The sequence below is a fragment of the Streptosporangium longisporum genome, assembly GCF_039534895.1.
Taxonomy (GTDB): Bacteria; Actinomycetota; Actinomycetes; order Streptosporangiales; family Streptosporangiaceae; genus Streptosporangium; species Streptosporangium longisporum.
Genome location: NZ_BAAAWD010000015.1, coordinates 891,525 through 908,341 on the forward strand (window position 1 = coordinate 891,525; position 16,817 = coordinate 908,341).

Consider the following 16,817-nt stretch of genomic DNA (forward strand, 5'->3'; position numbering starts at 1 on the left):
ATTCCTGGAGATTGAATCAGACGTCCACCCGCGGCGCCGCGTCACCCGGGCATCCGGCCCGGGTGACGCGGGCCCTCAGCGGCCCAGCACGTGGCAGGTCGCCGTGGCCGTCCTGGACGGGTCGCTCTCGGAGACCGCGGTCAGGGTCACCGTGCCGAGGCGGGCGCCCGTGGAGGCCCTGCGGGCGTCGACCGTGACCCGGGTGCTCCGGCCGGCGTCGGCGGTGGCGAGCTCGTTGGGCAGCGAGACCGTCCAGCCCCGTCCCGTGACCGTCGCCGAGAGCCGGTAGACGTCACCGGAGAGGTGGGCGCTCACGTCCTCGGGGTGCGTCCCCTGGGCCGGGGCGGTCCTACCGGTGTTGAACAGCGGGAAGCGGCACGTCGAGCGGCCGTCCCGGGACGGCAGGCCCAGGGTGGGCAGCACCTTCACCCCGCGCCTGCTCGGCCCGGCGCCGTCCAGGGAGCGGACCGCCACGGTGTAGGAGAGCACGCCCTTGCGGTCGCGCTTGAGGTCCAGCACGTAGAAGTGCAGCCGGTTGGCCCGGTCCACGTACTCGAACTCCGATCCCGAGCCGGTGCCGGCGTGGAACAGCGCGTCCGAGAGCTGGCGGTAGTCGCCGATCGTGATGGGCACGGCGGTGCCGTCCGGCAGGACGTAGTCGGTCATGCCGATGTCCTGCGGGTTGGCGTCGACCACCCACTCGAAGGGGGCCTGGTCGACGTTCTTGGTCTTGGCCAGCAGCACGCCGGAGTCGGGCGTGAAGGAGTCGGCGCCCATCCGGTCCACGACCTCGATCGTGTAGTTGTCGTAGCCGCCGCCGTCGCAGAACGGGTCGGTGCTCACGTCGCAGGCCGGGGCGCGGTCGCCGCCGGTGAAGGCGATGTTGACGCCGGACAGGTCCTCGGCCCCCGGCTTGACGACCCGGGCGGTCACCTTGGCCACGACGAGACCGGACTCGGCCAGCGCGTCCCTGGACAGGCGCAGCACGTTGGCCTCGTCCACCATCTCCAGCTTGATCTTGTTGCGGAGCATGTGCTGGGCGCCCATCGAGGCGCCCGCGGTGGGCGGGATCAGCCAGCGGCTGTGCGGGCCGCCGGGGCCGTTGAAGCTGCCCCGGCTGAGCATCTCCCAGATGCCGGTGTAGGCCCGGCGCGGCGGCACCCCGAACGGGTTGTTGTAGTTGTCGCCGATGCCGAGGATGTGGCTGAGCTCGTGGGCGTAGACGCCCTGCCCGGAGCTCTCGGCCTGGGTGGAGGAGCCGCCCCCGGCGTTGGGCCAGATCGAGGAGGCCGAGGCCCAGGAGGTCCACTCCACGTAGCGGGTCCTGGCCCAGTTGGGCAGGCTCTCGTCGGGCGGGCCGAAGGCGTCGGTCACCGCCTCCTTGGTCGGGAACTTGATCGGGCCGAACTCCTGCCAGGTGGCCGACTCGTCCTGGCCCGCGCTCAGGTAGAAGACGAAGTCGAAGCCCGCGGGCACCTCGGGGCCCGCCGCGCCGGTCCAGGCGGCCCGCGCGTCGGTGCGCAGGTTGCGGTTGCAGGTGTCACCGGCCGGGCAGGCCGTGCCGCCCTGGAACTCCATGGCGTACTCGTGCGACTTGCCGGGCATCTCGTACGGCCCGAACGCGGTCAGCTCCACGCCGTAGCGGCCCCCGGAGTCCTCCATCCAGTACTCGTGGATGGTGTGGCCCCGGTTGAGGGCGCCGGGGGTGTTGAGGAAGTCCCGGTAGAAGCCGGCGACCTGGTCGCGGGGGATGTCGTGGGCCTCGGCGCTGGGGTTTCCGAAGACCGTGGACCCCTTGGGCTGGGTGACCACGAACGGCCGGCCGGGGTAGTCGGCCAGGACGAGCGCGCCGCGGAAGGTCCGCTTGGAGCCCTTGACCGCGGGGTCGGCCCAGTTCGTGCCGGGGGGCTTGCGGTAGTCGGCCCACGTCATGTGGTCCGGGTTCTTCCAGTTCTGCGGGTCGATCGGGGCGGGGGCGCCCGGTTCGGCGCGGCGCGCGGTGTCGGCGTCGGGGGTGGCGGGGGCGTCCTGCTGCCAGGGCTGGGTCCTGGGCCACTGCTCCAGGCGCCAGGGGTGCTCGGGGTCCGGTGCGGGGTCGGCGGCGGCGGGGAGGGAGGTGGCGAGACCGGCGAGAATCAGCATGACCGTGGCGATCGATGCTTTCATCAGCCTAGGGGGACGAGTCACGATAAATGACGCTATAGATCGCTTACAGCGGGATCAACAACCCGCTGTCAGGAAGCATGGAGGCGAGACCCGCCGGAGACCCATTTGAGATCGGGGGCCACTCCCCTTAACCTCTCCGAAGGGGACGAACACACAGGAGCGCCTATGCCCACCCGTGCCGGTCGGACCATCGGCACGCGCGCCAGGGCCACCGTCTCCGTCCACTGCGCCCCCATCGTGCTCCCCGTCTGCGGCCCGCCGGTCAGGGACGGCGCGATCGTCGTGCGGAACGACCGGATCGCCCGGGTCGGCCCGCGCGCCGAGATCGTGGCCGCCCATCCCCTGCTCACCCCGGTCCACTGGCCGGGAATGATCGTGCCGGGCCTGATCGACGCGCATCTGCGGCTCGACCGCGCCGCGGCCCCGGTCTCGGCGTACGGCGTCACCGCCGCCGGGGGCATCGCCGCCGACCTCGACGCGGCCTCCACCCTCGGCGAGGCCGGGCTGGGCGGCGTCACCTACCTGGAGACCCGCTGCGAGGACGAGGACCGCTGGGAGGACGAGGCACGCGACCGGCTGATCACCGCGATCCGCGAGGTCGACCATCCGGGCGTCATCGGCATCGCCGCCCACTCCTCCGATCCGGTCGTGATGGAGGACCTGACCGTCCTGTCCAGGACGTTCGGCCTGCGGCTGCACGTCGAGCCCGGACGCCACACCGTCGCCTTCCTCGACGAGGTCGGCGCGCTCGACGCCGGCTGTCACATCGCGATCTCCCGCCCGCTGGACGAGGCCGACCGCAAGCTCCTGCGGGCCCGCGGCACGGTCGTCGCCATCTCGTCGCCGTTCGCCGCCGACGGGCTGCTCGACGGCGAGAGCGCGATCGCGATCGGCACCCGTACCGGCGGCGACCCGCTGGCCGTCGCCCGTGCCCTCTCCCGCGCGCCCGAGCACGACCGGCTCCTGGTCGAGGCCGTGACGCGGGGCGGCGCGCGGGCGCTGGGCATGGACGAGGGCCCCGGCCGCCTGGGCTGCCTGGACCGGGGCGGGCGCGCCGACTTCGCGGTCTTCGCGGTGGAGGCCGGCGAGCGGGACCCGTACACGGTCCTGCTGCACGAGGGGCCGGGCCGGTGCGTGGCCACGTTCGTGGGCGGCAGGGCGAGCCGGCGCCCCGGCGAGACCGCCCGCGACACCGGTCATTCCGGGGCGACCGGAAGCACCGGAAGTACCGGAGGCACCCGCGGGGGCGGGGGCGCCCGTGACGCCGGGGACGCCGGGGACGCCGACGCGAGGAGCAGACGCCTCGCCTGAACCCGCTCTGAACCCGCTCCGTGCTCCGCGCCGCCCACCGGCCGGCGCCGTCCGCCCTCCTCTGTCCGAACATACATCCGATCATCCCATGTTTCGCCGCCGGTGAACCGTCCCCCGGCCGGATCGGGCGCCGCCCTTTTTTAAATCATCGCGAAGATGAAACAATGGGTCATGGCGGAAAACACGGCTCATGCGGTGACCATCAAGGAAACGCCCATCATGATGAAATTCATGATGCGCCTCTTCAATCCCCTGATGCGCGTGCAGGTGCGCAAGGGGAAAGCACGCTCCGTCGGCGGCGTGATCCTTCTTCATTTCACCGGGAGAAAGACCGGAAAGCGGTACGAGGTTCCCGTCATGAAGCAGGACGAGGACGGCAGGCTGTGCGTCTACACCGAGGCCCGGTGGAAGGTGAACCTGCGCGGCGGCGCCGACGTCGAGGTGACGGACATGGGCAGGCGCACCCCCATGCGCGCCGAGCTGATGGACGACCCCGACGCCATGGCCACCGAGATGGAGGGCCTGGTCAGGAAGATCGGGCTCAGGAGGCGAACCAGCGGCTCGGCATCGTCGTCCACGTCGACCGCATGCCGACCCGCGAGGAGCTGGCCGAGGCGATCCGGCGGCGCAACCTCGGGGTCATCTACCTGACGCCGCGCTAGGGACCCGCGCACGGGCCGCCCGCCGGGCCGGAGGGCACGGCGGGCGGCCCCTTCGATCAGCCCGGCTCGCCGAGCGAGCGCAGGTTGTTCGCGTGCCTCGGCGACACCCTGGCCGGGTACTTCTTGGGGCTCGGTCCTCGCCGACCTGCGGGAGGCGTCCGGGCGGGGCTGCGGGGGCAGGGAGTGCGAGGCTCCCGGGAGCCGGACCGACAACGCGTGGTTGAACACGTTCTTGGGGTCCCACTTGGCCTTGACCTGCTGCAGCTTCGGGTAGTTGTCCTTGTAGTACAGCGTGTGCCAGGGCACCCGGAGGTGTTCAGCGCCGGTCGGCGAGGTCGTTGTCGGGGTAGTTGATGTACGCGCCGTCATAGGCGTCGCCGGGCACGGGGACGCCTCCGGTGTCCGCGTGCACCTCCCGGTAGACCTCGCGGATCGACGTCAGCCACTTCTCCTCCTCGGCCGGGTCCCACCAGCCGATGTCGAAGAAGCCGATGAGCGGTGCGACCCGGTGCGGGTTGGCCGTGGCCGCGGGATCCACGGCGTTGATCTTCCCGCCGAGCGACATCAGGTAGACCGACGCGCCGACGTCGCCCTCGCCCTCGGTCAGGAACCTGTAGATGACCTTCAGCTGCGCCGGGGGTCCACCACCCAGGCCGCTTCTTCAGGTAGGGCCTTCGACTGAACATGACCGCGTAGCGCGGCCCGGAATCGTAGGACAGGGTCACCTTCATCCAGGCGCCACGGAAGTATCCGAAGGTACGATCGATGCGACGCCCTCGCGACGGTCTGCACCCCAAGAGTCCACAGGATGCCCCTCCGCGCGCGGCGCCACGTCGCCGGTCCACACCCGCGCGCCGACCACCACGCCTCGATCTTCCCGCTGGAGCGGTGGTAGCATGGTCAGGAGGCTGTCCACCCCCCCCGCCCCACTCTCGACACGGTGCGGCCGGCGTGGTTTCTGCTGCTCGCCAGCGGGCGTGTTGTCGGGCAGAAGGCGAGAGCCGACCCTCCCTCGGTCATGTCTCCCAGCTCCAGCTGGCCGACGACCACGTACTCGCCGCGGGAGCGGCTTGGGAGCAGCAGGGTCGAGGGTCGTTGCCCTGACATTCCGCCCGGAGGCGCCACCTCAGGTAGCGGGTGACGATCCGCGAAGTTCCCCGCCGCCGCCTCCGGAGTTGGCGCTTTTCCACCAACCTAGGTCCCGGTTGGGGTCGCGGGCCCTAGGGGTGGAGACGAGATCCGGGCCCCCCCGGCCCCCCACCACCACGCGGTCGAACCAGAAGACCTCCACGCCGTAGAGGTGGTCGATAACCACCCGTGCCGCGCGCGGGGGGCCGTACCCGCGCCGGCGATGTGCGCCTACGCGCCCCGCAGGCTCGCGGCAGCCGCCGGCCTCCCGGGACCCGTGACGCCCCATCGAGCGTAGAGCGAGCGAATTACGCCTTAGCCGAGCGTTGCCCCGGCCTCGACTGCGCACGCCTGTGGTGGGCCGGTGATCCAGTAGACGTCGTTCATCTCCGAGATGTCGATGATGATCGACACCGAGGGCGTAGTCCACGAAGTATCTCGAAGCAGTGGCCGTACGTCTGCGCCCCCACGACGATCTTCTTGTTCGCGCGTTACCCGCCTCGTTGACACCTGCCACGATCTCGCTGGGCGGGAGTGACGACGCGAGCACTCGACTCAGGCGCGCCACGGAAGCGGGCGTGTAGCCCCTCGTGACGAGCTAGGCGTAGCGCGGGTCTTCCGGGCCCCACATATCGTTCTCCGGCGCCCCCAGGCGCCGGCGGGCAGGCCGGCGGAGGGTCCTCCCCGCGGTGGCGCTTCGCTCGAGCACCGGCGGTCAGACCGACGGCCGCCCCTCCCGCGCGGCCACACACCTTCCCAGGAATCCACGGCGTGTTGCTTTGGCCACAGTATACCCAGACCTCTCGAAACTTCACGTTATCATGAAGCGTTAACCCGGGGGAGGAAAGCACTTTCCGCCGCCGGGGCGAGCCCGGCTTCCTTCTTTCACGCGGGAGCCAGGTCCCGGTGGGAATCGCGTCCCGCGCGGGAGCGGGATTTCCCGGAATTCCGGCCCCGGAAAGGACCGGTCCTCGCGAGGATGTCATTCCTCGCGGGGAGCAGGTTCCTCCGCCGGCCTCTTGTCAGCAGGCGGCTGGCGCGACGCACCTCGGCTCGCCGAGCGGCCGGTCCGGCCTGATCCGGAGGCCGACACGCGGGCCAGGCGGCCCACAGGGCGGTGGCAGTCTCGTTCCGCCCGCGAGCGCTCCCCGCTGGGCCACGCACAAGCGCGAGGGAGGCCGACGACCAAGCCACGCCAGCTCCACGGCCTCCGGCAAGGAGTTGGCCCGTGAGCGGCCATCGGCACGTGGTCTGGTGCCGCCGGTTCGTCGGGCAGCGCGGTAAGGGGCGCCGGTTCAGCAAGCTGGCACTGAGCTTGGAGGCCGAACCGAGGTGGCGCTGTGAGCGCAACACGGCCACGGCCGCTCCCGCCCCGGGACGGGGGTGAGCATCGCGGCGCGCGCCGTGTAGGACGGATCGCACAGCAGGGCGAGCTGCGGTCGGCGAGGACGGCCACCTCTGCAGGCACAGGCCGATCTGGTCGGAGCACAGGCCGACCAGCCATGCGGGAAGTTGACCCGCCGTGCCGCAGCTCGACCGAGCTAGAATGACGGGTAGTCCGTTGCAGCCATGGTACCTAGCGGAACGAGGATCTCATGGCCCCGTAGAGCTGGTCGAGCACCGCGCCGAAGGAACTGCGGGGCGCCCCGGAGGCTGTCAGGGTCCTCCTGCAGCGGCGCAGGGGTGTTTGCAGTCCATGTCGGCACGGAAGGTTCCTCGCGGATCCACCAGGGACACGGTTGCAGCTGCCCCTGTTGGTCCCCGGACCCGGCCTATCCCGCGTGGTATGGCCTCCCGTGTGGAGCCAGGATGTCGGCGATCTCAGCCGCTCTGAGGAGCCGACGGCCCGTACCTAAGCCTGATGCACCGCCACTGCGGAGTTCAGAGATGCACACCGCCGGGGGCCTTGACCGCTGGTCCCACGACTTGACGAAGGGCCAGGCACCTCGGCAGATCACTCGATCGGGTTTGGGTCCAATGGTAATTATTAACCACTGGCACGGGCCCGCTGAGGAGGGCACCACCGACAGGCCGTCGGTCACACGCGCACCCATGCCCCCACATTTGCCATGCCGTGGGCCAGCGCCGCGTTGGCGCAGCGGGCTGTCGCGTCCCCGCTGGCACTTCACCGTGCCGTCGCCGCGGGATCGACGTGCGCTCGTGACAGCCGTCGTTCCACTTAGGTCGGTCCAGCGGTCTGTGCAGAATGCCGGCTCGACACGGCGAGTGCCCCCCACACGTGCATTCGTGCTGGACGGAGCCAGACAGATCAGGCGGCCACACCTCGGGATCAGTGGGGACCCTGCCTGGGCCGGAGCCCAGGTGGGCGATCAGCCACGGGCCCTGCTCCATCGGGGAGTCGGGCGCGGGTGAACCGCCACCAGGGGGCCGAACGCCCGTGGGTGCATCCCCGTACACCGACTCGTGCCGGCCTGTCGCCTGTAAACACGGAGAAGCCGCTCGGCCAGCAGGTCCACGCTGGCCCGATGCGGAGGACATCCTCGTGGTCAGCAGGAGCTCCATCAGGCGCGTCCCAGCGCGTGCTTAGCCTGGGATCCCCCGATCGAGGCCATGGCTCTGTCGGTGGACCGCTCCGCTCAGATGTCACAGGCTGTAACGTGTCCAGCTACCTGCTCCAGTGAAAGGGAAGGTCGCTGTAGTCGCCAGGAGCTTGCGGTGCGGAAACGGTCGAATCCCCGATCGACCAGGCGCACCTGCCGGGGGGGGCGTCGAACACTCGTCCCAGGCCGCGCGCACATCCGTGGACGGACAGGGGCTCCCTCCCCTCGGGACACGAGCGGTCGAATGGTTACCGCGCGGAAGGCGTCGGTGCCGGGAGGAAGCCAGGTCCGCGCCAGGCAGCACCGATTCTAGAAGACTCCTCCAGCCGGCGAGTAGACCCGGCCGGGCCGTTGCATCTTCACGAGCCGGCACGCGCCTCCGTCGAAACGGAACCGGCGCCGTCGAGCCGCCGTACGTAGTCGTCGGTCCGCCAGACGTCGGCCGGGGGCTGCCCGGCCGGAACCCAGCGGGGGCTGCGCACCACCAGCGGCGTCTCCTCGCGTGAGCGCCGTCGACGTCGCCGTCGGGCCGTCCGATGTCGCCGTCGTGGGCGCCGTGGTCACGTCGCACGGCGTGGCGGCGGACGCGTCTCGGAAGCGGGCGTGGGTCTCGGCGGGCCCCCCTATTTCTTCGCCCCCCCCACCACCGGTCTCGGGGCGGTCTCGGCAGCGGTGGGGTCGAACTCGACTGTCCGCGAAACCAGCTCCCACGGCGGCTGGTCGCGGGCCCAGGTGCGGGAGGACCCGATGCCCACCAGCGCTCCGGTACGTATGCCCACGAAGACCTCCACACTACGCGTATAACCGCTCGCGCCCGGTCTCCTCGACAAAGGGACTCGGACGCCAGCGGGAGGGTCTCACCCCGCGGCCGCTGCAGCAACGACTCAGGTGCTCGGGTCCCGCCGCTCCCCAGGATATGCGTGGCCCCTTGAGCGCAGGATGGCATGAAGGTCCAGGGCAACCCTCCACGATCGCCAGGCTAGGTCCTTCGGGGGCCGGCATCGGCGACGAAGTAGCGGGGGCCGGAGTACCGCAGGAGCGGCAAGCGCGCCAGGCTGGCGCAGGGGCACGAAGCACGTCTGCCCCCGAGCGCGACGTACACGTGCTCGCGCCCGCCCCGGCGCGAAGGACAGCAGCGCCGGCGGCCGGTCCGCTCGACCAGCGCGGCCAGCGCCCGGTCCTCGGCCCACCATCTTGCTCGCAGCCGTACACACGCCCCGTCACAGGACACTTCTTCAGGCTTCGGGGCCGGCTGCTGCCGAGTCTCACAGGTACACGGTCGCGGCCAGGCGGCAAGCGACGAAAACGCGTCGACGTCCGTGCGGGGCCGAGCAGGTCCGCGGACAGCCAGGGGTCGTCGTTGTATCCCGCGGTGCCGCGAACCGAGCCGAGCAGCTTCTGCGGCGAAAACATCGTGTAGACGTCGGCGGCGTGGGAGAGGCCACCCGCCGTGTTCGGGAAACGCACTGGGAGGTCAATTCCGCCTCGCGGAGTGCTCGACGAGGCGAGGGGCCCCCCCCCGCGACCGTTCTTAACGTGCCAGGTCCTTTCCGGAATGTTCAATGCCGGTGTGCTCCTGCGGAGAAGGGCGCACTCCCCCCGCACGGCCAGCGGATCGATGGGCCAGGTCGTCGGTGAATGATTTCTCGGCCAATACCCCCTCTGCGTGGCACGCCCCGCCCCCCCCCACACCCCCCCCCCTCCCACCGATCTCGGCAAAGGCTGGAAAGCACATTCTGTTGCTCTGCGACATTTTCCGATATCCTTCACGATCACATTGACTGCTTTCCCGCACACAGTTCCGGCGGTCAGGGTGACACATCCGCGGGGCGGCGCAGCACAGGACCGCGTTGTTGCCGCCGAATCGAAGGAATTGCTGACCGGAACGTCCGCCGTGTGTCCTGGCTCGGTGCGCACGAAGTTCATTCCGCGGTCCTCGGGGTTCGTCGCCCAGACCGACCGTGGCGGCGCGATTCCCGGTGCGGACGGCCTCAAGGGGCACCACGCTCGGACGGCGCCGCCGCCCCCGAAGCATGTGCCAGTCATGCTCTTGGTCGAGCTCACCGGCATCGACGTGGCCCGCTGCCGAATCACCGGCGGATCACCTTGATCTCGGCGGTTCGTTCATCCGGGCGCGACGGTGCCGTGCGCGTTGACGTATCCGTACATAGGCCGGGTCGACGCCGGCGTCCTTCAGGGCAGGGGCCCCACGCGCAGGCCCGCCGTCCCACGGCGGCTCCCCTACGGATGCGGGATGCCGTCGGTTGTAGGCTGTCGGTGTGGCGGCTCCGTACCCGGCCACCTCCCCGCTACAACCCGGGCCCGCGCGCCCCGAACGGCGTGCCTTCGCCTCCAGCACCCAGTGACCCGGAGCCGCGTCATCACCCCGAACCCGTTTTTTTTTCGCGGCCGGGGTCGAAGGGCCTGCTGGCGGCGCCGGGTCGTCGTTGCGCCGGGAGAGCGCCTGCCTGGGCGCGGGCAGGCCCCAGAGGTCGAAGGGGGTCAGGGCGTCGTCGGCCCCGCACCGGCCAGGACGACGTCAGCCACGCCCTCCGGATCAGTCCCATGTGCCTCGCGAGGCCCCACGCTCGCCCCGGGGCGCAGGCGGTTTCGTGCATGCAGGCGGAGGGGCCCCTGGGCGCCGACGTGCTGGCGCGACCTCGGAGGCGACCGTGACCACACCCTTCGAGTGAAGGTGTAGGGCGTCTCAGCGCCATAGACAGCCCTGCGTTGCGGGACGGGCCCCCGCGTCGACGTATGCACGCTGCTTCGCGCGAGGCGCTGCCCACCGCCCACCCCCACACGCGGCGACGAGGGCGGCGTCGACACACTACAGGCCGGGTCCTTGTGAGCGCGAGCACCGCGGCACCAGGGCCAGGCCGAGCCGCTGGTCTTTCAGTGCGCCGCCACCAGGGAGGGCCGGCAGCCACTACTCGGGGTCGAAATCCACGATCCTGGCGCGCCGATTCTGACGGGAAGACGGAGACGTCCATTCCGGAAATCCTCGCGAATGCGCTGGTGCCCGAATCAGATTGGACCACGTGGTTTCCCAGCCCACCCCGAATAAGGCGAGAACGGACCCCCATAGCGGTGACGACCACCCTCCTGGGCGGAGCACCTCGCGCGAGAATCCACAATGGTCGTCGACGGCACCAGCGCCTCACAGGGAAGTTCGGGAATCCCATTGCCGGGCTCGGTCCCCCGGTAACTCGAGGACAGGGGGTTCGTCAACGGCCTCGGATACCTTTCCAACGAGCCGGGAACAGATCTTTCTATTACATGCGGTCACCGGTCACAAGGGTCGCGCCGGTCTTCCCCGGTGCTCCGGCCTCGTCACCGTGCCCACATGCCGGTGGCTTCCCGTTGATCCCGTGTTTTCACCGCGCTTGCGGCGGTGGCCGTCGGCCGGCACGAGCCGAGCGCACGTCCGCGCCACCGTTCGGGACGGAGCCCGGGGCAGGGTCCGGGGACGGGCGTCCCGACGCCGCGACCGGCCGGGGCCGGTCCCGGCGCGGGACCCCGGACGGCCCCCGCGGGCCGTCCGCGTACCGGCCTGCGGGACTACTTCATGGGGTGCCCGGAGCGGCCCGCGGGGCACACCGCGCTCCGGCCGTCCGGCAACCCCAGCCCGGGGCTCGGCAAGGTACACGGGTGTCTGCCGTCGCCGGCACGGGGTTGGTCCCGCCCCAGCAGAGGACCAACACACATACACCGGGAACCGGGGGGACGGGTGGTTCCCGTGACAGGAACCCCCCCGAGAACTAATAACGTCACCCAAACCGACAACAAAAAGAACCTGAACTTGCTCCTGGCGTTGCCATGGGTATGCTATATGGTAGGTCCGAGCATTTGATCCTGCAGCGCGCGCTCAGGTGTCCTTCCACCGCCATCTCTGCTCGGGCTGACGATTGGGGAGAGCGTCACTGTTGAACGAACCAGGTGCACCGTACGTCTCTCGGGCCCGTGCGCGCGATGAGAGTGGCGAATTATGAGCTCGACCCCCGCGGGACCGATCTACGCAGCGATAGCCTCTTCCGTGGGCTGGCGGACATCGCCCGGGAAACCTCGCGGTGAGCCGCAGGCAATGATCAACGCCGTCTGGGGAGGAACATGCCCCACAACACTGTTGAAAGAGCAGCATTTATAAATACCATAGCAGTCTAGGCGCATTTTGAACCACTGAGGCCGCCGAGGGCGTCTCGAGATGAATGGGGGCGCGGCACGGGTAAGCTCGCCGCTCGAATCCGCGCAGCATCGACGCCAGATACTCCTCGAACAGCAAATGGACGCAGTCATGAGCACCCGACGGCGCTTCTGGTCACTGCCCAAGGTGGTGAGAGGCTGGACACCGCTGTGTCCGCTGTGGCGCGGACCGGGCTGGGCGCGCGTGGTAGGACCGTATCGGGGACGCCGAGCGGACCGGGCGAGGAAGCGGCGCTTCACGGCCATCGAGGACCGCGCCGCAGCTCCTGCCTGGAGAGGCCTGACGCGCGGGCGAGTATCATCGGCTGATACCATGTCCGGCCTGGTCCGCACCCACCTCCGCTGCGGGAACGGCCTGCACTACCTGCTCATGGTGGCCCCACTACCGTGCGGGCGGCGGGCGCCGACGCCCGCTTGAAGCAGTTCACAAGCGTGCGGCTGCCTGAGCTATCAGGGAGCTGGGCCTCGAGAGCCGGGGCGAGGACACTGCGCAGGTGTGTACGGACCCAGATACCTTGAAAACCGGACACCCTGAGCGTGTTGGACGTGCCCCGCCGACTGCGGCGTACGTCTGACACTCCCAGGGCTCAGCCGGCGGCTGTGTCCCGACGCTGACCACCGCCACCGGCGCAGCCAGGCGGCTTACGGTGTTCGTGGTGCCCGACCCAGCTACCCGTGACTCTCCGAGGTTCACCGGCGGCGCGAGGGAGCAGCCGACGGCTGGAGAAGTGTCGTCTCGGAGGCCGAGCGGCATCCTCGGCGAGGGCCGGGGTCATCCTCGCGACACCGCCGGCGCCCCCGGCCGCCTGTGGGCAAGTCGTGCACTGCCGTGCGTCTTCGCCTCGCGGCTCACCGACCGGTCCAGGGCGTGCAGCTATACCTACCGCGGGGCCTTCTCCAGATCGAGGCCGAGCCGATGGAACCGGCCGAGGCGTATGCGCAAAACCTGCTCCGCCGGGTCATCCGGCAGCAGTCCCCGCACCCGTAGGAGGAACTGCATACGGGCCACTTCTCGTACGATACCGGACCTGTGACGGCTGCCGGCGTGAATTAATATGAATCCCGTGCTGGAACAAAACGAACAGGGTTGCCGAGCAGGTGCGGGCCCGTGCTGCCCGGCGACCCCGTCGCTTGCCTGGTGATCGTCACGAGCCAGGTAACGGCGCTGTACCGGGGCTGACCACCCGCGACGGCGGCATTGGCGCGGACACCTGAGGACCTGATGCCCCATGGCATGACGCTCGGTCACGTGGTGAGAGAACGGTTCATGGTCAGGCCAGCGGGGAGGAGACGAGACGTTTCACCCTGGTCGCCGGCCTGCCAGACCAGTGGGCGGACTCCAACACCCCGCTCGCGCTGCGGTATCGAACGGGCGGAGCGGAGCACCAGCCGGTTCCACGGCGGGTCGCCGTCGCCACCCGGACGCTCCCGGAGGCTGGGAGAAGGCGCTGGGAGCGCGATCACCGAGTCGGCGACGAGCACGCAGGTCGATGCTGGTCTGGTGTATCTCCTCCCCTTAAACCGGCCCTGCATGCCGCCAAGGCGTCGAGTGGAGCCACACGATTCACGCCTGAATGGGCCCTGCACGGCTGGCTCGACGTTCGACCATGGGACGGCCGCGATCATGGACGGACGTGGACCACGACCGGCGGCGGACGGTCGACTTCTGCTGAGCGGGCACTGCTGCAGCCTGATCACCGCCGGCACGCGGCCTAAGGTTCCACGAACGACATGCCCGCCTTTTCCGAGCCGCGTACGCAAAGACCGCACCAATGGCCGAGATGTCCTACGGAGACGCGGCGGGCGGCCGTCTCCCGGATGGTCACCCACTACCCTGCGCACCGCGGCGCCCGCGACTCCGGCCTAGCCTGTACACCGGCGACGTTACCCCCCCTCCCGCCGGCCCACCCGCTGGCAACAACGACGCGGGGGCGACTCTGCGCTTTCCCCGTCCCCCAGGCCGAGAGGCCAGGACCTGGTTTCGAGAGGGAGTTGCCCAAACTGAGGCCCCCCCCCGGCCGTGCGCCAGGCAGAGGCGCGTACGGCGTGTTGCCCGGTCAGGGAGCGATACTGTCCGTACCACATTCCGAGCTTCTCTGCGCGGCAGGCCGGAGGGTCTAAGACCGAGCGTCCCCGGCGACAGCACCCCGCCCCGAGGGGGGACCGCCCATCACGCACTAGTAAGTCCACCCTGTACAGGTGTGAGGCCGGTGTTAGAACGCCTGTCTCGAACTGTCCGGGTGACAGGCGTGTCACGTGGGTGGGACGGTGAAGTCCACACGCACGGGCCATAGGCGGTGCGTCGTGCCACCACGTAGTGGACCTCCATGACGCCGCGCCCGCCTCCCTGGACCCGTGCGCGAGACCGGGCCAGGGTGCGGAGCCGTCACGGTGCTACACGTCCCCCGGCCCACGTAGCCGGCAGGAAACGACTCGGGACAACCCCACACGGTTCCGCATGCACCAGGACGCCCCCCGGGGACAAACGTGGGCCGGCCATCGTCCGACTGCCGCGCACGTCTCTTCCCCTCCCGCTTCGTTCGCCCGCTGTTAGGCTATGGAGCTGAACATGCAGGGTGACCGCGTCGAAGGTGCAACCGAGGGGAAGTCGCGCATGTATCGCCCTCGTGGGCGGGCACCCCGGGATCGCGTCCTGGCCACACGGCCAGCATGTCGCCGACAGCTCAGCCCCTCGACGTGGCCGAAGAGCGGCGAGGTGCCCAGGTGGGACCCGGCCCTCCTCCGCAGGCCACGTCCAGCAGGACGAAGCACCCGGGCAGCCGCGCGCGGACGCCGGCCGACGGTTCGCCGCTCGGCATCGTTAGTCCTTGCCGCGCCCGCGTAGATCGCGTCGTAGACGTTCCGCCAGCTCGGCCTCGTACATGGTCCTGCCTCTCAGCGGGCGCGGCCGGGACGGCGGCGCGGGCGCGGTAGGTGTCGACCGAGGCCGGCGATGCTCGACGGCACCTCTGCGGGGGCGGGCATGGCGTTCATCTCGTCAGGATCCTCCCGCGTGCCTCCGGGTGACAAGGACCGGCTCGCCAGCATCCGGCAGCAGGCGCATTTCTGCCTGACCCGGCCCCGGTGGCTCGCTGCGGGGGGGAATGTGCATCGTCAGGCCCGGCGGCCCTGCTCGGACTAGGGCTAGCGCGCCCGCACAGCCGGGCGACCCAGTCGAACAGGTTGGGCAGGACCGAGTGGGGCGAGCCGGCCGGACACGGGCGTGAAGTGGGAACCGTGCCGACTCCCCGCCGTGGAGTCGGATCACCGCCGTGCAGGTTCGCCAGCAGCGCTGCAGCGGCACGTAAGCTGACCAGCCTGACGTTGCCGGCACGCGTCCAAGCCTGCGCCTGGTGCCTGGTCGGGCAGTGTGGCGAAGATCTCCACGTCCAGGTCGGCCAGCCCGTCGAAGCCGCACGTTCTGGCCGGCACACAGGTAGCCGTCCCAGCAGCCCTCTCAGCCGACAGGTCTGTTTGGATTGTTCATCTGCACCTCGGCGGAGGAACCGGACGGCCCCTACCTGGTGCCGGTCACAGGCATCTCGACGGGTGGCCCCCACATCTGACCTGGACGTGGAGAATCGTCGCCCCCCCACCCTGCCCGAACAAGCACCAGGCGACAGCTGGATGCGCGGCCGGACAACGTCAGGGTCCTGCGTCAGCTTCGTGCCGCGCACGCGCTGATGCCGACCTGCACGGCGGTGATCGACCCACGGCGGGAGCGGTCAGTCTTCACCGCCTGGCCACGGCGGCGCGCCCCACGCTCGTCCCTGCCCAACCTGTTCGACGAGCAGCTGCGGGCGCGCTACCTCACCGCAGCCATGTGGCGCGCGGCCTGGAGATGCACAGCAGCGAGGGCCCAGGGGCCCTGGTTCAGCAGGCCCTGCTGGTGCTGCGGCGGAGCCGTCCTTCCTCGGGAGGTGCACGCAGGATTCCGTGCACCGAGATGAACGCCATGACCCGCCCCGCAGAGGTCTTTGCTGGCCGCGAGCATCGCCTGGCCTCGTGACCACTACGCGCCCGCGCCGTCTCCGGCGCGGACCGCGAGAGGAAGGACCATGTACCCGAGGCCGAGTTGGCGGACGTCATACGACGCGATTATCGCCGGGCGCGCGCGAGTATGGAGAGTAGAGGCCGAGCGCGACCCGTCCGGTTCTTTCCGCGTTGTCCGCGCGCGGCTCTCCGGGGCGTTCTTTTTCCCCCCCCCTCCCATCTCCCCCGCTAAACCCTCCCCTTCCCCCCACCCCCACCGCCTCTCGCCTCTCGCCCCTACCTTTCCCCCCATCCCCCCCCCCACTCCCCCCCGCCCCCCCCCCCCCCCCCCCGCCCCCCTCCCCCACCCCCCACTTCCCCCCGCGCACCTCCCCCCACCTTTATTCCCCACCCCAGCCCACGCCGCCCACTACCCCGCCCCCCCCCCATCCCCCCGCCCCCCACCCCCCCCCCCTCCCACCCCTCTCCCGCCCCCCCCCCCCGCCACCCACCACTCTCGCCCCACCACCCCTCCCTCCCCCCCCCACTTCCAACCCACTTAAGTAACTTCCTACCCGCCCCCCCCCCTCCCCCAAGCCGCCCCCCATCAACGCCCCCTACTCCTTCCTCCCTCCCCTCCTCCCTCTCATTTACCACTCAGCCCCCCCTCCCCCCCCCCCCCTACCGACTCCCCTCGTCCCACCCCCCACCCCTTCCCTTCACCGTCCCACCCCCCCCCCCTCCCCCGTCCCTGCTGGACGTGCCCTGCGGGACCCCGGGTCCACACCTGACGGCACTCGCCGGACTCTTCCGC

At 70.4% G+C, this 16,817-nt stretch carries 6 protein-coding genes and 1 pseudogene; 3 read left to right on the forward strand and 4 right to left on the reverse strand.

Features of this window, described 5'->3' with window-relative positions:
• Positions 1 to 75 precede the first annotated feature (75 nt).
• Positions 76 to 2,166 (reverse strand): M6 family metalloprotease domain-containing protein, encoded by a 2,091-nt coding sequence (locus ABD832_RS30205; RefSeq protein WP_344897854.1) that lies wholly within the window; start codon positions 2,164 to 2,166, stop codon positions 76 to 78.
• A 165-nt stretch (positions 2,167 to 2,331) separates the two neighbouring features.
• Here ABD832_RS30205 and ABD832_RS30210 point away from each other — a divergent pair, with 165 nt between their 5' ends.
• Positions 2,332 to 3,477: an amidohydrolase family protein gene (locus ABD832_RS30210; RefSeq protein ID WP_344897857.1), complete on the forward strand. Its 1,146-nt coding sequence runs from the start codon at positions 2,332 to 2,334 to the stop codon at positions 3,475 to 3,477.
• A gap of 156 nt (positions 3,478 to 3,633) precedes the next feature.
• A complete protein-coding gene (locus ABD832_RS30215) occupies positions 3,634 to 4,128 on the forward strand; it encodes a nitroreductase/quinone reductase family protein (protein ID WP_344901732.1) in 495 nt (164 codons plus the stop codon).
• A gap of 224 nt (positions 4,129 to 4,352) precedes the next feature.
• Here ABD832_RS30215 and ABD832_RS42355 read toward each other — a convergent pair.
• Positions 4,353 to 4,508 (reverse strand): annotated as a pseudogene (locus ABD832_RS42355) (BBE domain-containing protein); the annotation flags it as partial.
• On the reverse strand, positions 4,456 to 4,704 hold the full coding sequence (locus ABD832_RS30220; protein WP_344901735.1) for a hypothetical protein: 249 nt from the start codon (positions 4,702 to 4,704) through the stop codon (positions 4,456 to 4,458). The pseudogene ABD832_RS42355 and the gene ABD832_RS30220, both read right to left, overlap by 53 nt.
• A gap of 1,791 nt (positions 4,705 to 6,495) precedes the next feature.
• Here ABD832_RS30220 and ABD832_RS30225 point away from each other — a divergent pair.
• A complete protein-coding gene (locus ABD832_RS30225) occupies positions 6,496 to 6,654 on the forward strand; it encodes a hypothetical protein (RefSeq protein ID WP_344901738.1) in 159 nt (52 codons plus the stop codon).
• Between the two features lie 1,533 nt (positions 6,655 to 8,187).
• Here ABD832_RS30225 and ABD832_RS30230 read toward each other — a convergent pair.
• On the reverse strand, positions 8,188 to 8,313 hold the full coding sequence (locus tag ABD832_RS30230; protein ID WP_344901741.1) for a hypothetical protein: 126 nt from the start codon (positions 8,311 to 8,313) through the stop codon (positions 8,188 to 8,190).
• Positions 8,314 to 16,817: the final 8,504 nt, after the last annotated feature.